Genomic DNA, 18,395 nt, shown 5'->3' on the forward strand with positions numbered 1-18,395 from the left:
GAGAAGGTGGCGCGAAGCGCCGGATGAGGGGTTCTATCCGCGATTCCCGACTGCCAGGACTCGCGGAGAGAACCCCTCATCCGTCTCGCCGCTATGCGGCGAGCCACCCTCTCCCGCAAGGGGAGAGGGGAAGATCAGCGCTCCACCCGATACGCCTCCACCTGCGCCTTCAGCTCATTCAGCGACGCGAGCGGCGCTTTCGGGTCGACGCGGTGCTCCCCGCTCGCAAGCCATCTCAGCAGCTTCGCATCGATCACCGGCGAATGGTGGATGACGTCGCTGTAATTGTTAAGATCGTGCGTGACGGCCTTGATCGCGCGGAAATCGTGCAGGCGGACGTTGGGCAGTTGCGTCAATCGCCGCGCAATGTGTGCCGTGAGATCGGTGACGATCTTCAGAGTTTCGGGCGAGGCATCGCGCATCGCGACGAATTGCAGGATCGAATAGGGCGGGAGGTAGATGTCGAAGGTCACGTCGGGGTGGCGCGCGATCAGGCCGACGGCGTCGTGCTCGAAATGCCGGACCATGGCTTCGTAGCTGTAGCCTTCGCCGAGGAAGCGACGGCGCACGGGATCAGTGATGTAGGTGAAGGCGGCGAGCGTCTTTCTGGCGTTGTAGTCTCGCGCGACGTCGAAATCACGCGGCAGGGCGTAGATGTCGTCGATGTCCGCCAGCGCGAACTTGACCGGCAGATAAGGCGACGCCCGGGTCAGCGGCTCCCGCAGCAGCGGGACGGATCGCAGCAGCGCGAACACCGATTCCTTCGCCATCGCCGCGCTGAACAGATAGGAGGCGATGCCCTTGGCGGTTCGGCGATAAAGATCGACGGACAAATAAGGGTCGGTCTCGATGTCCGCGGCATCGATGAAGATGAAATCGTCCATTTCCCAGATCACGCGCCTTGCGCCGCGGCCGATCGCCTGCTCCAGCACGAAGGCCTGCTGACGCGAGTTGGAGCCGGTCATCGCCAGCTTCAGCGAGCGGACACGAAGCGCGCGATCGATGTCGCTCTGGCGGAAATGGATCGCAAGCGAGGTGCCCATGAAGGCGGTGTCGAACGGCTGGCTGCTGATCAGCCCGGCATTCTGCACGCGCGTGTCCTCCGAGTAGAAGGCCGGGACCAGGCGCGAGGGGCGGAACAGCTGCAGGGGATCGACGATGAAGGTGAGCGCCGCGGCGCTCAGTACGCAGGCCACGCTCGCCAGCAGAAGACGCCCGAGATGGGTGAATGCGCCCTGCATCAGAATCGGAAATAGATGAATTCGCTGTGGCTCTGGATGCCCAGGAAGCCGAAGGCGAGCAGCAGCGAGGCCGCATAGAGCACCAACGGCCGCGTGCGCCCTGCCCGCAAGGCCTCGCCGACCTCGCGGTTGCCGTGGTCGTATCCGATCAGCGCTTGTGTGTTCGGCGCCAGCCACACCAGCGCCGCATAGATCGCGACTTGCACCAGGGCCGCGATCTCCTCGCGGCCGAGCACGAGGTTCGAAGGGGCAGCCATGGCGTGGAGCACCCGCAATGCCCAGGCGACGCTCTCGGCACGGAAGAACACCCAGGCGATGACGACAGCGAGGAAGGTCAGCACGGCGCCGGCGATGCGAGCTGGGCGTGCAATCAGCGGCGGACCGTTCGGCACCAAGGCATTGAAGGCATGATTGACGCAGAGATAGGCGCCATGCAGCGCGCCCCAAATGACAAAGGTCCAGGCCGCGCCGTGCCAGAGACCGCCGAGCAGCATCGTGATCAGCAGATTGACGTAACGGAGCACGCGGCCGCGGCGGTTGCCGCCGAGCGGGATGTAGAGATAGTCGCGCAGGAATTGCGACAGCGTCATGTGCCAGCGCCGCCAGAACTCGACGATGCTGGTGGCCTTGTAGGGCGAGTTGAAATTGACGGGCAGGAAGATGCCGAACATCAGCGAGATGCCGATCGCCATGTCGGAATAGCCGGAGAAGTCGAAATAGAGCTGGAAGGTGTAGGCGAGTGCGCCGAGCCAGGCCTGGTCGAAGCTCGGCGAGCGCGCCTCGAAGGCGAGCGCGACCAGCGGCTGGATGCCGTCGGCAAGGCAGGTCTTCTTGAACAGGCCGATCGCGAAGATGATGACACCGCACAACATGAGATGCCCGTCCGGGCGCTTGGTCTCCTCTCGCTCGAATTGCGGGATCATGTCCTTGTGATGGAGGATGGGCCCCGCGATCAGATGCGGGAAGTAAGTCACGAACAGCGCGTAATGCGGCAGCGCATAGGCCGCGACCTGGCCGCGATAAGCGTCGACCAGAAACGCGATCTGGGTGAAGGTGTAGAAGGAGATGCCGACCGGCAGCAGGATGTGGAGCGCGACATGCGTGCCGAGCAGCGCGTTGACGTTCTCCGCGACGAAGCCGGTATATTTGAAGATGCCGAGCATGAGGAGATCGCCGACGACGCCGAGCGCGAGTGCGGCCTTTCGTTGCGGGTGCGTGAGCTCCGCCACGATGAGAAGATGGCCGACGCCGTAGTTGAAGGCGATCGAGAGCAGCAGAAGGGCGACGAACTGCCAGCTGCCGATTGCGTAGAAGGTGATCGAAGCCAGCGCCAGCCAGACCACCGGAGCCAGATTGCTGCGCCGGCCGAGCCGGAAATAGCCGGCGAGCACGACCGGCAGGAACAGCAGGATGAACGCATAGGAATTGAACAGCATCGGGCTGGACCGGCGGCGGGATATTGCCCCTCAAAGCACACAAGGGGCCGATCAACAACCCGGCAGCATGGGCGGTCGTGCTGGCAATCCGCGGAATCGGAACGATATAAGGTGGGACACGGCGAGCCGCTTTTTCTTCTCCCTCTCCCCGTTCTTAAGGGGAGAGGGTCGGGGTGAGGGGCTCTCTCCACAGATGAGACCATAGCGAGACCTGTACCCCCTCACCCGGAATTTGCTGTCGCAAATTCCGACCTCTCCCCGCAGGCGGGGAGAGGTGAAGGAGGCCGCGCCACGTATTTGAACGAGGACCGAGTGACCCAAGCCAAGACGCCTTCGAAGCCCCCCGTCGCCCCGCGCCGGCCGCATTCCTTCACGCGGCACGGCATCACCGTGACTGACGATTATGCCTGGCTGAAGGACGCGAACTGGCAGGAGGTGCTGCGCGATCCCGCCGTGCTCGATCCTGACATCCGCAAATATCTCGACGAGGAGAACACCTACACCGAGAGCCTGCTCGGCCACACCTCGGGCCTGCAGAAGACGCTGGTGCGCGAGATGCGCGGGCGGATCAAGGAGGACGATTCCAGCGTGCCGTCACCGGATGGGCCGTTCGCCTATTTCCGCAGGTTTCGCGAGGGCGGGCAGCACGAGCTGTTCGGGCGCATGCCGCGCGACGGCGGCGACGGCCAGATCGTGCTCGATGGCGACGCGCTCGCCAAGGACCACCAATATTTCAAGTTCGGCGGCAGCCGCCACTCCTACGATCACAAGCTGCAGGCCTGGAGCGCCGACACCAAAGGCTCCGAGTATTTCTCCATTCGCGTCCGCGACTGGGCGACGGGAAAGGACCTCGACGATCTCGTCGAGGAGACCGACGGCGGCGTGGTCTGGGCTGCGGACTGCAAGAGCTTCTTCTATGTGAAGCTCGACGACAATCACCGCCCGATGCAGGTGTGGCGGCACAAGCTCGGCACCAAGCAGGCAGACGACACGCTGGTCTATGAGGAGCAGGATGCCGGCTGGTTCACCCACCTGCATGAAAGCACCAGCGGCCGCTTCTGCGTCATCGCCGGCGGCGATCACGAGACCAGTGAGCAGCGGCTGATCGATCTCGCCAATCCCGAGGCGCCGCCGCGCCTGGTCGCTACGCGCGAGGAGGGCGTGCAATATTCGCTCGCCGACCGCGGCGACGAACTTTTCATCCTCACCAATGCCGACGATGCCATCGACTTCAAGATCGTCACCACGCCGCTTAGCCAGCCCGAGCGCAAGAACTGGCGCGATCTAATTCCGTATCGGCCCGGCATCTACATCATCGACCTCGATCTCTATGCCGGCCATCTGGTGCGGCTGGAGCGCGCCAATGCGCTGCCCTCGGTCGTGATCCGCGATCTTTCGACGAGCGAGGAACATGCCATCGCTTTCGACGAGGCTGCCTACTCGCTCGACACGATGGGCTCCTACGAATTCGCAACGACGACACTGCGCTTTTCCTATTCGTCGATGACGACGCCGTCGGAAATTTATGACTACGACATGGTCAAGCGCACGCGCGTCTTGCGCAAGCGGCAGGAGATTCCGTCCGGTCACGACCCGGCCGACTACGTCACGACGCGCATCATGGCGAAATCGTATGACGGCACCGAGGTGCCGGTCTCGATCCTCTATCGCCGCGGACTGAAGCTCGACGGCGCAGCGCCGCTGTTGCTCTACGGCTACGGCTCCTACGGCATGGCCATGCCGGCCTCGTTCAGCGCCAACCGCCTGTCGCTGGTCGACCGCGGCTTCGTCTATGCCATCGCCCATATCCGCGGCGGCGCCGACAAGGGCTGGGGCTGGTACCTCGACGGCAAGCGCGAGAAGAAGACGAACTCGTTCGACGATTTCGCCGCCAGCGCCCGCGCGCTGATCGATACAAAATACACCAGCGCCAAGCGCATCGTCGGCCATGGCGGCTCGGCCGGCGGCATGCTGATGGGCGCGGTCGCCAACCGCGCCGGCGAATTGTTCGCCGGTATCGTCGCAGAGGTGCCGTTCGTCGACGTGCTCAACACCATGCTCGACGACACGCTGCCGCTGACGCCGCCGGAATGGCCGGAATGGGGCAACCCGATCGAGAGCGAGAAGGATTTCCGCACCATCCTGTCGTATTCGCCTTACGACAACGTCGCGGCAAAGGAATATCCGGCGATCCTGGCGATGGGCGGGCTTACTGATCCCCGGGTCACTTACTGGGAGCCCGCCAAATGGATCGCGCGCCTGCGCGCCACCATGCGTGGGGGCGGCCCGGTCCTGCTCCGCACCAACATGGGCGCCGGCCACGGCGGCGCCTCGGGCCGCTTCGACCGGCTCGACGAAGTCGCGATCGTGTACGCGTTCGCGCTGTGGGCAGCGGGGATGGCGGAGGCGTGACGTCGTAGCCCGGATGGAGCGGAGCGCAATCCGGGATTCGCGCAGAGATCAACACTGTTCCTGGATTACGCTCCGCTCCATCCAGGCTACGAGAGCGCTACCTCCCGTTCTTCTTGCGCCATTCCGCGAAACCGGTGAGCGTCTGCGGATCGGTCGCGGGATAGAGACCGAAGATGCCGCGGCCCTTGCCGACTTCCTCGGTGACGAAATCCTCGAACGCGGTCATCTCGAAGGTCTCGTTGGCGATCTCGTCTGCCAAATGCGCGGGGATCACGATGACGCCGTCGGCATCGCCGATGATGACGTCGCCGGGAAACACCGGCGCATCGCCGCAGCCGATGGGCACGTTGATGTCGATCGCCTGATGCAGCGTCAGATTGGTCGGCGCCGAGGGACGATGGTGGAAGGCGGGAAAGCCGAGCCTTGAGATCTCGGCGGAGTCGCGAAAGCCGCCGTCGGTGACGACGCCGGCGACGCCGCGCTTCATCAGCCGCGTCACCAGGATCGCGCCGGCCGAAGCCGCGCGCGCATCCTTGCGGCTGTCCATCACCAGCACCGCGCCCGGCGGGCAATCCTCGACCGCCTTTCGCTGCGGATGGGAGCGGTCCCTGAACACGTCGATAGTGTTGAGGTCCTCGCGCGCCGGCATGTAGCGCAGCGTGAAGGCCTCGCCGACCATGGCCGGCTGATCCGGGCTCAAGGGACGGACATCCTGGATCATCTGGATGCGCAGACCGCGCTTGAACAGCGCGGTGGCGACGGTGGCGGTAGAGACGGATTTGAGTTTGTTGCGGGTGGCTTCGGTGAGTTTGGTCATGTCGTGCTCTCTCTCGTTCGTCATTCCGGGGCGCGCCACTTGGCGCGAGCCCGGAATCCATACTCCCTATCGTGGTTATGGATTCCGGGCCCATCGCTTCGCGATGTCCCGGAATGACAGGTGCTAGTAGATGGACGGCTCGCCGATCGGCGCGCCGAAATCGGTCTCCAGGAAGTCGAAGTCGCAGCCGTCATTGGCCTGCTTGATGTGCTTGGTGAACATCCAGCCATAGCCGCGCTCGAAGCGGCGCGCGGGCTGCTTCCAGGCGGCGCGGCGTTTTGCGAGCTCGGCCTCGCTCACATCGAGATTGATGGTGCGCGCAGCGACATCGAGCGTGATGCGGTCGCCGTTCTGCACCAGCGCCAGCGGGCCACCGATATAGGATTCCGGCGAGACGTGCAGGATGCAGGCGCCGTAGCTGGTGCCGCTCATGCGCGCATCCGAGATGCGCACCATGTCGCGCACGCCCTGCTTCACGAGTTTTGTCGGGATCGGCAGCATGCCCCATTCCGGCATGCCCGGTCCGCCCTGCGGCCCCGCATTGCGCAGGATGAGGATGTGATCCTCGGTGACGTCGAGATCGGGATCGTCGACCGCCTTCTTCATCGAGGGATAATCGTCGAATACCAGCGCGGGGCCGGTGTGCTTGAGAAAGCGCGGCGCGCAGGCGGAGGGTTTTATGACGCAGCCGTCCGGCGCGAGATTGCCCTTGAGCACGGCGAGCGCGCCCTCCTTGTAGATGGGATTGTCGATGCCGCGAATCACGTCGGCATTGTAGACCTCGGCCCCCTCGATGTTCTCAGCCAGCGTCTTGCCTGTGACCGTGACGCAATCGAGATGCAGATGCGGCTTGATCTGGCACATCAACGCCGGCAGGCCGCCGGCGTAGAAGAAGTCCTCCATCAGGTACGCATCGCCGCTCGGGCGGACGTTGGCGATGACGGGCACCTTGCGGCTGGCCGTCTCGAAATCGTCGAGGCCGATGTCCTGGCCGGCGCGGCGGGCCTGCGCGATCAGATGGATGATGGCGTTGGTGGAGCAGCCCATCGCCATCGCGACCGCAATGGCATTCTCGAACGCTTTGCGGGTCTGGATCACCTTCGGCGTCAGATCCTCCCACACCATCTCGACGATGCGGCGGCCGCATTCGCTGGCCATGCGGATATGGTTGGCGTCCGCGGCGGGGATCGAGGAAGCGCCCGGCAGCGTCATGCCGATCGCTTCCGCAATGGCGGTCATGGTCGAGGCGGTGCCCATGGTCATGCAGGTGCCGTAGCTGCGGGCGATGCCGGCCTCGATGTCGAGCCAGTCCTTGTCGGAGATCTTTCCGGCGCGGCGCTCGTCCCAATATTTCCAGCCGTCGGAGCCGGAACCCAGCGTCTTGCCCTTCCAATTGCCGCGCAGCATCGGGCCTGCCGGCAGATAGATCGCCGGAATGTTCATCGAGGTTGCTCCCAGGAGCAGCGCCGGCGTGGTCTTGTCGCAGCCGCCCATCAGCACCACGCCGTCGACGGGATGGCTGCGGAGCAGCTCCTCGGCGTCCATCGCCAGCAGGTTGCGATAGAGCATGGTGGTGGGCTTGAGCAGCGATTCCGAGAGCGACAGCGCCGGCAGCTCCAGCGGCAGGCCCCCCGCCATCAGAATGCCGCGCTTGACGTCCTCGACGCGCGACTTGAAGTGCATGTGACAGGGCTGCGCGTCAGACCAGGTGTTGAGGATCGCAATGATCGGGCGGTCCTTCCACTCCTCCGGCGCGTAACCCATCTGCATGGCGCGGGAGCGATGGCCGAACGAGCGCAGATCGTCGGGCGCGAACCAACGCGCGCTGCGGAGCTGGTCGGGCATTTTCTTCTTCACGATGAGGCCCCATTTTTGGATGGTATTCCGCTCGATCACGCGGAAGATCAGGGCTCGACAAAGAGCCGGATGATGATCTCGGTCAAGAGGCCTGTGAAGACTGCAGGTATGCCGAGGAGGGCAAGGGGAGCTTTGGGCGCTGGCGTGCAGCCGCAGCGGGTAGATCGACCGGCTGCGCCGGCTACATCTGCCCTCACCCGGGCGCCGAAGGCGGCCCACGCCGCTCCCGCGACGATCGATTTAGCCGAGCCATTCCGTTTTAGGCCGCGTTGCGGCCGCTGCGCCGTTCCGGCCCGTGGTAATCGGCATCGCCACTCTTGCCGCGGTCCGTCGGACCGGTGCGCAGCCTGACGAAGAAGGCCTGGACCTCGGCGGCGAGGCGTTCGGCCGCCCCCGCGACGTGGTTCGCGGCACCCATCACCTCGTCGGCCGAGCGATTGGTTTCCGCGATGGCGCCGGAGACGGTGCCGATGCTGGTCGCCAACGTCTGTGTCCCCGACGCCGCCATCTGAACGTTCTGCGAGATCTCGCGCGTGGCGGCCCCCTGCTCTTCCACGGCGCTTGCGATCGCCGCGGTCACTTCGTCGATCCGGCGCATGGCGGTCGCGACCTCCTTGACGGAGGCGACCGCGCTGCCGGTCGCGTTCTGAATCGCGACAATGTGCTGCGCGATCTCCTGCGTCGCTTTGCGGGTCTGCTCGGCCAGCGCCTTGACCTCGGACGCCACCACGGCAAAACCGCGACCGGCCTCGCCGGCGCGCGCGGCCTCGATGGTGGCGTTGAGCGCCAGGAGGTTGGTCTGGGCCGCGATCGCCTGGATCAGGTCGACCACCGAGCTGATGCTCTGTGCGGCGTGCGCGAGCCCTTCGATCTCACTCTCGGAACGCGCGGTCACCTCGCCCGCGGAGCGCACGGTCGTGTTTGACAGCTCGATCTGGCGGCCGATCTCGACGATGGAGCCCGCGAGCTGCTCGGCCGCCGCGGCGACGGTCTGGACGTTGCCCGCGGTCTGTTCGGAGGTGGTCGCTGCGGACGCGGCCTGGCTCGTCGCATGATTGGCGATGCCGCTGAGGCTCTCTGCGGTCTGCCGCATGGTGCCCGCATTCTCGCCGACCAGCGCGAGCAGGTCGCGCGAGGTCGCGCGAAATTCCTCGACCGCCCCCTCCATGTTGCGGTTGGCCGCTTCGCGTGCCTCCGCCTCGCGCGCTAGGGACGCCGCCGCCCGTTGCTGGGCAATCACATTGTCGCGGAATTTGGCTACCGCCTGCGACACCACGCCGATCTCGTCGCCGCGCTCGGCCGTCCTGAATTCGACGCTGGTGTCGCCGCCGGACAGGCGCGCGGAATCGCCCACCAACTCGATGATCGGACGGGTTATGGAGCGTGCAACCAGGATCGCAATCGTTGCCCCGAGCGCAAGCGCTGCGGCGAGCAGGATCCATTGGAGCAGGAGCAATCTCTCGACTGCGTCGGCCACACTGCGGGCGTCGTCGGCGAGCTTCGATTGTTGATCACTCTTGAGACCGCCCGAGCGCTTGCCATCGGTATCCTTGCGACCGTCGAGCAGGTCGAGGATCCGGGCGGCGCGCGGCGCGGCCTCGGTCGACAGGATGAAGACCGGCATATTCCATTGCGGCGTCTGGCGGATGGCGAAGATCTTCTGCGGCAGCGGTATGAACGCCTCGTTCGCCTTGACGATGGCCCGATAAGCGGTCGCCTGCCGTGCGGTGAGCAGATCGGTCTGGGTACCGACCGACGCAAGCGCGGCCCTGAAGGTCGCCAGCGGCTTTTCGAACTTGTCACGATCGGCCGCCTCGCCCGAGGCAACGTACAGGCGCAATTGAGATCCCGCGGCGGCAAGATTGCCACGCACATCGGCAAACGTCTTGAGCAGGCGCTTGCGCGGCGGCGTCGCCTCCAGCGCCTCTTCCTCGTCGATCATGCCGGTGATCTCGGCGAACATGGCCGAGATCAGCGGCGCGGCTTCCTTCGCCAGCAATTCGCTCGCCGGATAGGCCGAAGGCGTGAAGGCGGCCGCTTCGGCCTTGTCCTGGGCCTTGCGGAATTCCGCCATCAACGTTCTGGCCTCGCTCCAATTGGTCTTGTTCTGGGGGCTGGAAAAGCCCTCTGCCATGCGGTCGACTGCAGCGGCCGTGCGATCCAGCTCGGCCCAGACCGCGGCCCGGTCGCGCTTGCCCTGCGCATCGCCAGTCAGCAGATAGCCGCGCAGCGTCGAAAGCGTGGAATAGAGATTGCCGACGAGCTCCGTGCTCGCGATCGCGACCGGCGCGCGTTGATCCACGACTGTCCTGATCCGCGACGAAATGTCCGACACGGCGGCGACGGTGTAGATGACGGTCGCTGCGAGCAGGCCGCAGATCAACGCGAAGCCGCCGAGCAGCCGGGTGCGAATTCCGGTGTTCGCGATCGATTTGAACATGAGAGATCTCGAGCTGGTGGCCGGTTTGGGAGAACGGGCTTCGTCGGGTAAAGGAATGCCGAAATTGAAATACGCGAGGTACCGAGATGGAACTCGCGGAGATAGTAGTTCGCCCTCTTTAATTCGCGGTGAAGATCGGGTTCCGTACAACTACGGCGAGAAGAATATCTCCTGTCTTTGAAACGACTTATTGCATTCGGACCGGATCGCATATGCACGCAAGCGTGCGTACCGGCCACAGCGCCTCGTCTGTCGCCACGCCAGGAAGGCATTCGCGGCAAACGCGAGGTGCTTGCAGCGCGGCCAGAATCCGCGCAACAATTTTGCATTTGTTGCTTTGATTTGGGGCCGCTGGAACGCCCAATGCGGCCGGAGGATTTTAGGCGTGGCCAACATCCTGATCGTGGATGACGATCCGGCCGTCCAGTTCACCATCCGGCTGCTGCTGGAACGGGCTGGTCATCACGTGACGGTCGCCGAGGATGGCCGCAAGGGGCTGGCGCTGTTCGAGGCCAGCCGGTTCGACCTGCTGTTTCTCGACATCTTCATGCCCGGTATGGACGGACTGGAGACGATGCGTCACATTCGGATGCTGGCCCCAGCCGTTCGGATCGTCGTCATCTCCGGCCGTTCGATCACGCCGGATGCCTATGCGGAGCCGGACTTCCTGAAGATGGCGACCAAGCTCGGCGCCGTGGCCGGCCTGCAAAAGCCGTTCCGGCCCGATGCACTGCTTGCCGTGGTCGCAGATTGCCTGAAGGCCGACGCGCCAGAGGGGTCCGATGTCCGCTCCGGCCGCCGATGACAAGAACGCCTCTGCTGCAAGCCAAAAATGGCGCAGCGCTGCGGCAGGTCCGGCGAAACTCCCCATGCGAGCAGTAACGACGCTGGCCACGCGGCTGGCCCTCGCGATGATCCTGCTGGTTGCTGTCACCGTGGCCGCAGTCGGATGGTTGGGCTATCGCAACACCACACAGGCCGTCATTCCGCGGGTGCTGGAGCGGGTCGAAGCCCAATCCCGCCTGCTTGCAACCAACCTTGAATCCTACGTTGCCGGCGTACGCGGCGATCTGGTCGGCTATCGCGCCGCAGCGGCAATCAACGGCCTGATCCGGGCTCATGCCGGCGGCGGGATCGATCCGGCGGACGGCGTCTCGCAGCAGACCTGGCGCGAGCGTATCGCGGCGCGGCTCGCGGCCGAGATCGACGCCAAGCCCATCTACGGGCAGTTCAGGATCATCGGCGTCGACGACGACCAGCGCGAGCTGGTCCACGTCGATCGTTCGGGTCCCAACGGAGCAGCCCGGATCGCTCCGGACAGCGAATTGGAGCGCAAGAGTGGCCGCGCCTACTTCCAGGAAACCATACGGCTCGGGCCCGGCGAGATCTATGTGTCTCCCATCGAGCTCGCGACCCGTCAGGGGGGAACGACGGCGCCTCACGCGCCGACTTTGCGCGTGGCGATGCCGCTGTTCACGGCCGACGACAAGCCGTTCGGCATCATCGTGGCCAATATCGACATGCGCCCGGCACTCGAGCGGGTCCGCGCGGCGACAACCTCGGGCGGAGATATCTACGTCGTGAATGCGCGCGGCGACTATCTCGTCCATCCCGACCGGACGCGGGAGTTCGGGTCATCGCGGGGCCATCCGACCGATTGGCGCAAAGACCTTCCGTTCTTGTCAGAACTGGCCGGCACGTCGGACGTGGCCACGCGGGTCACAACCGACGAGGCGGGCCGGACGAGCGGCGCGGCATTCGTGCCGTTATCGCTTGCGGGCAAGGAATGGGTCGCCATCGTCGCGACTGTTCCCCCGTCCGTGTTCGGCCGCGTGCCGGCCGCCATTCAAAAAACGTCCCTGCTCGTCGGCGTGCTGGCTGTTCTCGCCGCGGCTGCGCTCGCGGTGCTGCTGGCGCGCTCGTTGACCCGCCCGATCGGGCGTCTGACGGAGGCGGTGCAGGCCATCGGCAGCGGACGTCCCGCGGAGATCCCCGTCGATGCTAGCGGCGAGACCGGCGTGCTGGCCCGGGCCTTTGCGCGGATGGTGGAGGAGATGCGCGCGAAAACGGCCGCGCTCGAACGCGAGATCGAGGAGCATCGCCGCACCGAGGCCGCGCGGAGCCATCACGCGGCGCGCGAGAACCTGTTCAGTGCCGCGGTGGAATCGTCCGACGATGCGATCGTCATGCAGACGCTCGATGCCATCATCACCGGCTGGAATCCGGCCGCCGAACGCCTTTACGGCTATACGGCGGAGGAGGCGATCGGCAAGCCCACCTCGATCATCGTCCCGTCCGACCGCCGCGAACAGGGCAAGGACTATCTGCGGCGGATCGCGCGGGGCGAGCCGATCGAACGCTTCGAGACGGTCCGCCTGCGCAAGGACGGCACGCCGGTCGAGATTTCGCTCGGCCTGTCGCCGATCAAGGGACCGTCGGGCGAGATCATCGGCGCGTCCGGAAGCGCGCGCAGCCTGACCGAGGCGCGGCGCGCCGAGCGGGCGCTGCAGCACCAACTCGAGGAGCGGCGTCAGATCTTCGAGACGTCGCAGGATCTGATCATGGTCATGGACGCGCGGGGTCATGTCGCGCAGATCAGCCCGAGCAGCGAGACCATTCTCGGCTATCGGCCGGACGAGATGATCGGCCGCAGCGGCGCCGACTTCATCCATCCCGATCACCTGGAGCAGTCCCGTGCCGAGATGCGGGCGATGCGACACGGCGAGCGCGTCAGGCTGGCCGACACCCGCTGCTACCACAAGAACGGGCACGAGGTCTGGCTGTCCTGGCTCGGCAGTTGGTCCGAGCGCGCCAAGCGCTTCTTCTTCGTCGGGCGCGACATGACGGAAGCGCGGCTCGCGCAGGAATCGCTGCTCGAGAGCGAGCGGCTCGCCCGCAACATCGTCGAGACCTCGCTCGACGCCTTCGTCCAGACCGACGAGACCGGAAGCATCCTGAACTGGAACTCGCAGGCGGAACAGCTGTTCGGCTGGCGCCGCGACGAGGTGCTCGGCAAGAGCACGATCGACCTCATTGTCGCCGAGAGCGAACGTGGCCGGGTCCGAGCCGGCCTGAAACGCTTCCTCGAAGACGAGGGTGGCCGGACGCTGAACCGCCGCCGCGAGCTGATGTGCTGCCGGCGCGACGGCAAGGAATTCAAGGCCGAGTTGAGCGTCACCGCGCTGAAGCGGCGCGAGGGCCTGCTGTTCAACGTCTTCTACCGCGACCTCACCGACAAGATCGCCGCCGATGAGCGCATCCGCCATGCCGAGAAGATGGAGGCCGTCGGCCAGCTGACCGGCGGCGTGGCGCATGACTTCAACAACATTCTCACCGTCATCACCGGGACGATCGAAATTCTCGCGGAGGCGGTCGCCAAGGAGCCGCAGCTCGCGGCGATCACCAAGATGATCGACGAGGCCGCCGCGCGCGGCGCCGACCTGACCCAGCACCTGCTCGCCTTCGCGCGCAAGCAGCCGCTCCAGCCGCGCGAGATCGACATCAACTCGCTGATCGTCGACACCGCAAAGTTATTGCGTCCGACGCTCGGCGAGCAGATCCAGATCGAATCGGTGTTCGAGGACGAGAATTGCGTTGCCATCGTCGATCCCAACCAGCTCACCACCGCGATCCTCAACCTCGCGCTCAATGCGCGCGACGCCATGCCCGGCGGCGGCAAGCTGATCGTGGAGACCGGCGCCGCCTATCTCGACGAGGTCTATGCCAGCGCCAACGACGTGCCGCCGGGGCACTACGTGCTGATCGCCGTGAGCGACACCGGCACCGGAATCCCTGCGAACATGCTGCCCCGGGTGTTCGATCCCTTCTTCACCTCGAAGGGGCCCGGCAAGGGCACCGGACTCGGGCTTTCGATGGTCTACGGCTTCATCAAGCAGTCCGCAGGTCACATCAAGATCTACAGCGAGGAGGGCCACGGCACCACGATCAAGATGTATCTGCCGCCCGGCAAGACGCCGACGGCGGTCGGCGAGGGCGTGACACCGGCGACGATCGAGGGCGGACACGAGACGATCCTGGTGGTCGAGGACGACCGGCTGGTGCGCGACTACGTCCTGGCGCAGTTGCATTCGCTGGGTTACGTCACGTTGCAGGCCGCGAACGCCGCGGAGGCGCTCGCGATCGTCGCGGCCGGCAAGCCGTTCGACCTTCTGTTCACCGACGTCATCATGCCCGGCAAGATGAACGGACGGCAGCTCGCGGACGAGCTGATGAAGACGCGCCCGGATCTCAAGGTGGTCTACACGTCAGGCTATACCGAGAACGCGATCATCCATCACGGCCGGCTGGATTCCGGCGTGGTGTTGCTGGCCAAGCCCTATCGCAAATCGGATCTGGCGCGGATCATCCGCAAGGCGTTGAGCGGGTGAAGGCCCGTAGCCCGGATGGAGCGCAGCGCAATCCGGGAACAATCGTGCGGCGCGCGAAATCCCGGATTACGCTTGCGCTCCATCCGGGCTACGAAACCGTCGGTGAGGAGAGATGGACCCGGCTCAGCAACGCATCATTGCATGATGCGCTGCTGAGCCGTGGCACGAGACCATGTTACGACGCGCGCTGGGCTGCGGTCATCACGATGCGGATCAGGTCGGCGGCATTGCGCGCGCCGAGCTTCTTCATGATGTTGGCACGGTGGTCCTCGATGGTGCGCGGACTGATGCCGAGCGTGCGGCCAGCCTCCTTGTTGGAGGCGCCGGAGGCGAACTGCTCCAACACCTCGCGCTCCCTGCGCGTCAGCGGCTCGCGGCCGGGGAAATGCAGCGAGCCGAATTTCGGCGACGCGTTCTCCGCCTGCCTGCGTGCATAGGCACCGATCGCCTCGTCGAGACGGCCGACGATCTCGCTGCCGCGGAACGGCTTCTCGATGAAGTCGAGCGCGCCGCTCTTGATCGCGCCCACCGCCATCGCGATGTCGCCCTGCCCGGAGATCATGAAGATCGGCGCAGGATAATCCTCGCCGTGCAGCTCCTTCAGGATGTCGAGACCCGACTTCCCGGGAATATTCACGTCGAGCAGGATTGCAGCCGGCGTGCGGTTTCGCGCGACGGAGAGCAGCGCTGCACCGTCCGCAAAACAGATCACTTCATAGCCCGCCGCCTTCAACACCATCGACAAGGTGTCGCGAACGGCAGGGTCGTCATCGACCACGAAGATTTCACCGCGAGAGCTTTGTTCGGCCATGTGCCACATCCGGTTGGCATGAAGGACTCGCGTCCGCGCCATTCGTTATGGCGCTCGGCGCGGATTCGGCCCACCCGTATTTGTACGGGACATGGACTTAACGCACAAGTAGCGGCATGGCGCCTAATTGCATTGGACGGAGAATATCCATGCTAAATTTGGCCGACACGCCGCCTCCTGTCGCAACGTCCGAAGTCGAGAGCCGTGAGCTGATTGCGGCGGACCTTCGTTTACTGATCGCACAGATCGAGACCAGCATGCGCCGGATCGCCGCAGCCATGGATCAAGAACACGGCAGCGATCCGGAAGGTTCCGCAGATGTCGTCTTGCTCGACGACGTCACGCCCCGCTACGCCAGCGCGAGCGCGGCCCTCAATGTCTGCCGGGCGGGCCTCGGCCACGCCCTGCAATGTCTATCGGAATCCGGCAACGCGGCCGGAAGCCGCGTCTGACCGTATGGCGGCTCCGCAAGCTCAGGCGCGGTGCCGTTCCACGATCGCGTCGGTGGCGACACCACCCCAGGTGTGAATCGCCGGCAGGCCCATCGCGGTCTTGCCGAGATTGGCGAGGCTGATGCGCAGCGCCGCGAGATCCAGCGGCTTCGGCAGGCTCTGGAGCTCGATGCCGACCGAACGGGCGAAGCTGCGGGCGGCACTGCGGCGCTTGCCGTCCATGCCGCTGATGACGATCACGGAGCCTGCAAACTTCGCGCTCGCCATCTCGCGCAGCACGTCGACGCCGTCGCCATCCTCCAGCACGAGATCGAGCGTCACGCAGTCGAAGCGCGCGGCGCGCAGCTTCTCGATCGCGTCCGCCACCGATGGCGCCACGGTGACCTCGTGGCCCGCCTGCTTGGCCGCGACCGTGATCAGGCGGCGCTGCGTGGCGTCGTCATCGACCACCAGGAGCTGAAGTGCACGCCGCTCGGCGCCGTCGGGCAGGTTTGACGAGATCGGGGAAAGAGAACTTCTGGGCATTGCCGTATCCTGGGATTGAGAGCGTCAATGGATACACGGCTCGCGCTGAAGCCGCGTAAAGCTGCCGCGAGCAATTGACTCGGAAACGTTCAGCAAATGTGAAGCAAAGTGCGGGAAAGCGCAGCGACGGCGGCGGCGAGATCAGGCCGCGGCGTCGTGGCCACCGGCCGCACCGCGCTTCTTCCGGTTCTTGCCGCGCAGGAACTGGATGTCCATTTCGGCGCCGTTGACACGGACCAGCTCGCAGCGACGATAGGCGAGACCCGTGGACGACAGCAGCAGGAAGAACTCCTTCAGGTTCAAGCCCTGGATCGAGCCCTCCACCGTGAGAACCGCGTCGGTGTCGGAGATCGCGTTGAGCTTGCAGTCGCGCCGCCAGGTGCCGTCGATCGCCATGATGCAGACATCATAGCCGCGGCTGAAGGTCACACGCTCCGCGCCCTTGCCATCCTCGGCCATGATTATCGTCCCGCCATCGCCGCCATGCGCGGCGCCGCACCGGCGAGAACCGGCTTGGCCGCGGCCGCGCGCGGATCATTCGGCTTGTAGAGGCCGCGCCGCTCCGGAATCGGCCGGAACGTGTCGGTCAGTCCAACCACGGTCTCGGCGGCGCCGAGCACCAGGAAGCCGTCGGGCTCGATCTGGCGCGCCAGGCGGTTGAAGATATTGATTTTGGTATCCTGATCGAAATAGATCAGCACGTTGCGGCAGAAGATGACGTCGAAGGTGCCGAGCTGGGCGAAATCGTGCAGCAGGTTGAGCTGGCGGTGCTGGATCATCGCCCGCAATTCGGGATTGATCTGCCAGGTCTCGCCGGTCTGCTTGAAATATTTCACCAGCATCTGGATCGGCAGGCCGCGCTGCACCTCGAACTGGCTGTAGACGCCGGCCTTGGCCTTCTCCAGCACCTCTTGCGACAGGTCGGTCGCGATGATCTCGACGCGCCAGCCGGTGAGGGCTGCGCCCATCTCCTTCAGGCACATCGCCAGCGAATAGGGCTCCTGCCCGGTCGAGCCCGCGGCACACCAGATGCGCACGCTGCGCTTGGCCGCACGCGCCTTGATGATCTCCGGCATGATGTGCTCACGGAAATGATCGAACGGGACCTTGTCGCGGAAGAAGAAGGTCTCGTTGGTGGTCATGGCTTCGACCACGTCGGTGATCAGCTGGCGCGAACCGCCTTGCAGCTTCTGCACGAGTTCGGCGATGCCGGAGAGCCCGGCCTTGCGAGCCAGCGGCAATAGGCGGCTTTCGATCAGATATTGCTTGTCTGCGGACAGGTCGAGACCGGAATTATCCTTCAGGAACTTACGCAGGTACTCATACTCGGTCGGGGTCACGGATGGCCTCTCGAAAGCTGTACTGGAACACTCTGGCCCAAGCGCTTTGGGCCTGACACACTCAGACCATGACTTGTCCGACCGGGATCAAACCAACTTCAGCGAACTTGTCGGCGATGATGTCTTTGTCGAAGGGCTTCATGATGTACTCGTTGGCACCGCCGCTGAGCGCCTGAGCGATGTGAGCCACGTTGTTCTCGGTGGTGCAGAACACCACTTTCGGCTGGTCGCCGCCTGGCAGGCGGCGCATGTGGCCCATGAACTCGAAGCCGTCCATGACCGGCATGTTCCAGTCGAGCAGCACCGCGTCGGGCAGCTGCCGCTGGCAGATCTCGAGCGCCTTCGAGCCGTCTTCGGCCTCGGTGACCTCGAACTCCAGACCTTCCAGGATCCGGCGCGCGATCTTGCGCACCACGCTGGAATCATCGACCACCAAACACGTCTTCATTTCTGTTCTCCGGCTTCGATGTTTCGTTGGCTCAGGCGGCCATTTGCGTCTTGGTTTCGAGCTCGAGGACGCGGTCGACGTCGAGGACGACCATGAGCTGGCCGTCGAGGCGGTGGACGCCGCCGGCGAGCTTGGCCATGCGGGGGTCGAGGTTGACGGGGTTTTCTTCCTTACCGTCCTCGGGCAGGCGCAGCACCTCGCCGATCTGGTCGATCAGGAGGCCATAGG

The 18,395-nt window shown here is 65.0% G+C and carries 15 protein-coding genes; 4 read left to right on the plus strand and 11 right to left on the minus strand.

Annotated elements, in window-relative coordinates:
• Window positions 1-134 precede the first annotated feature (134 nt).
• Window positions 135-1,241, minus strand: coding sequence for a hypothetical protein (locus tag I6F24_RS32315; RefSeq protein ID WP_225152629.1), 1,107 nt, complete (start codon window positions 1,239-1,241; stop codon window positions 135-137).
• Window positions 1,241-2,677, minus strand: coding sequence for an MBOAT family protein (locus I6F24_RS32320; protein ID WP_225152631.1), 1,437 nt, complete (start codon window positions 2,675-2,677; stop codon window positions 1,241-1,243). Before I6F24_RS32320 ends, I6F24_RS32315 begins: the two co-directional genes overlap by 1 nt.
• 312 nt (window positions 2,678-2,989) lie before the next feature.
• On the opposite strand from I6F24_RS32320, the gene I6F24_RS32325 reads away from it, so the two are divergent.
• The gene (locus I6F24_RS32325) at window positions 2,990-5,089 is read left to right on the plus strand and encodes a S9 family peptidase (protein ID WP_225143734.1); all 2,100 of its coding nucleotides are present in this window, start codon (window positions 2,990-2,992) and stop codon (window positions 5,087-5,089) included.
• Between the two features lie 97 nt (window positions 5,090-5,186).
• Here I6F24_RS32325 and I6F24_RS32330 read toward each other — a convergent pair whose 3' ends face one another.
• The 3 genes from I6F24_RS32330 to I6F24_RS32340 all read right to left on the minus strand — a co-directional run bounded on the left by I6F24_RS32330 (window position 5,187) and on the right by I6F24_RS32340 (window position 10,203).
• A complete protein-coding gene (locus I6F24_RS32330) occupies window positions 5,187-5,906 on the minus strand; it encodes a ribonuclease activity regulator RraA (protein ID WP_225152633.1) in 720 nt (239 codons plus the stop codon).
• A 123-nt stretch (window positions 5,907-6,029) separates the two neighbouring features.
• Window positions 6,030-7,751, minus strand: a complete 1,722-nt coding sequence (gene araD, locus I6F24_RS32335; RefSeq protein WP_225143743.1) for an L-arabinonate dehydratase — start codon at window positions 7,749-7,751, stop codon at window positions 6,030-6,032.
• A gap of 271 nt (window positions 7,752-8,022) precedes the next feature.
• Window positions 8,023-10,203 carry a methyl-accepting chemotaxis protein gene (locus tag I6F24_RS32340; RefSeq protein WP_225152635.1) on the minus strand — a complete coding sequence of 727 codons (2,181 nt, stop codon included), beginning with the start codon at window positions 10,201-10,203 and terminating at the stop codon, window positions 8,023-8,025.
• Between the two features lie 385 nt (window positions 10,204-10,588).
• Between I6F24_RS32340 and I6F24_RS32345 the strand changes: the two genes are divergently transcribed.
• On the plus strand, window positions 10,589-11,008 hold the full coding sequence (locus I6F24_RS32345) for a response regulator (protein WP_225152639.1): 420 nt from the start codon (window positions 10,589-10,591) through the stop codon (window positions 11,006-11,008).
• Complete coding sequence (locus I6F24_RS32350; protein ID WP_225145565.1) at window positions 10,986-14,591, plus strand: PAS domain S-box protein; 3,606 nt, start codon at window positions 10,986-10,988, stop codon at window positions 14,589-14,591. The genes I6F24_RS32345 and I6F24_RS32350 overlap by 23 nt, the downstream gene beginning before the upstream one ends.
• Window positions 14,592-14,766: 175 nt before the next feature.
• On the opposite strand, the gene I6F24_RS32355 is transcribed toward I6F24_RS32350, so the two are convergent.
• A complete protein-coding gene (locus tag I6F24_RS32355; protein ID WP_026202588.1) occupies window positions 14,767-15,402 on the minus strand; it encodes a response regulator in 636 nt (211 codons plus the stop codon).
• A gap of 149 nt (window positions 15,403-15,551) precedes the next feature.
• Here I6F24_RS32355 and I6F24_RS32360 point away from each other — a divergent pair, with 149 nt between their 5' ends.
• Window positions 15,552-15,854: a hypothetical protein gene (locus I6F24_RS32360; protein WP_036015912.1), complete on the plus strand. Its 303-nt coding sequence runs from the start codon at window positions 15,552-15,554 to the stop codon at window positions 15,852-15,854.
• A gap of 21 nt (window positions 15,855-15,875) precedes the next feature.
• On the opposite strand, the gene I6F24_RS32365 is transcribed toward I6F24_RS32360, so the two are convergent.
• The 5 genes from I6F24_RS32365 to I6F24_RS32385 form a co-directional block, all read right to left on the minus strand.
• Entirely contained in the window at window positions 15,876-16,379 is a 504-nt protein-coding gene (locus I6F24_RS32365; protein WP_036015910.1) for a response regulator, read from the minus strand.
• Between the two features lie 141 nt (window positions 16,380-16,520).
• Window positions 16,521-16,838, minus strand: coding sequence for a hypothetical protein (locus I6F24_RS32370; protein ID WP_036015908.1), 318 nt, complete (start codon window positions 16,836-16,838; stop codon window positions 16,521-16,523).
• A gap of 2 nt (window positions 16,839-16,840) precedes the next feature.
• Window positions 16,841-17,719, minus strand: coding sequence for a protein-glutamate O-methyltransferase CheR (locus I6F24_RS32375; RefSeq protein ID WP_225152637.1), 879 nt, complete (start codon window positions 17,717-17,719; stop codon window positions 16,841-16,843).
• A gap of 61 nt (window positions 17,720-17,780) precedes the next feature.
• Entirely contained in the window at window positions 17,781-18,167 is a 387-nt protein-coding gene (locus I6F24_RS32380; protein ID WP_036015905.1) for a response regulator, read from the minus strand.
• A 31-nt stretch (window positions 18,168-18,198) separates the two neighbouring features.
• A partial coding sequence (locus tag I6F24_RS32385; RefSeq protein WP_198399999.1) for a chemotaxis protein CheW occupies window positions 18,199-18,395 on the minus strand: 197 nt, incomplete at its 5' end.

This window comes from Bradyrhizobium sp. BRP23 (genome assembly GCF_020194135.1).
Taxonomy (GTDB): Bacteria; Pseudomonadota; Alphaproteobacteria; order Rhizobiales; family Xanthobacteraceae; genus Bradyrhizobium; species Bradyrhizobium yuanmingense.

What these genes read in the sequence shown, in the direction of transcription:
- I6F24_RS32365 (WP_036015910.1), bottom strand. Translation starts at nt 16,379, where the DNA reads ATGCCCAGAAGTTCTCTTTCCCCGATCTCGTCAAACCTGCCCGACGGC.
- I6F24_RS32340 (WP_225152635.1), bottom strand. Translation starts at nt 10,203, where the DNA reads ATGTTCAAATCGATCGCGAACACCGGAATTCGCACCCGGCTGCTCGGC.
- araD (WP_225143743.1), bottom strand. Translation starts at nt 7,751, where the DNA reads ATGCCCGACCAGCTCCGCAGCGCGCGTTGGTTCGCGCCCGACGATCTG.
- I6F24_RS32360 (WP_036015912.1), top strand. Translation starts at nt 15,552, where the DNA reads ATGCTAAATTTGGCCGACACGCCGCCTCCTGTCGCAACGTCCGAAGTC.
- I6F24_RS32355 (WP_026202588.1), bottom strand. Translation starts at nt 15,402, where the DNA reads ATGGCCGAACAAAGCTCTCGCGGTGAAATCTTCGTGGTCGATGACGAC.
- I6F24_RS32315 (WP_225152629.1), bottom strand. Translation starts at nt 1,241, where the DNA reads ATGCAGGGCGCATTCACCCATCTCGGGCGTCTTCTGCTGGCGAGCGTG.
- I6F24_RS32350 (WP_225145565.1), top strand. Translation starts at nt 10,986, where the DNA reads ATGTCCGCTCCGGCCGCCGATGACAAGAACGCCTCTGCTGCAAGCCAA.
- I6F24_RS32330 (WP_225152633.1), bottom strand. Translation starts at nt 5,906, where the DNA reads ATGACCAAACTCACCGAAGCCACCCGCAACAAACTCAAATCCGTCTCT.
- I6F24_RS32320 (WP_225152631.1), bottom strand. Translation starts at nt 2,677, where the DNA reads ATGCTGTTCAATTCCTATGCGTTCATCCTGCTGTTCCTGCCGGTCGTG.
- I6F24_RS32370 (WP_036015908.1), bottom strand. Translation starts at nt 16,838, where the DNA reads ATGGCCGAGGATGGCAAGGGCGCGGAGCGTGTGACCTTCAGCCGCGGC.
- I6F24_RS32380 (WP_036015905.1), bottom strand. Translation starts at nt 18,167, where the DNA reads ATGAAGACGTGTTTGGTGGTCGATGATTCCAGCGTGGTGCGCAAGATC.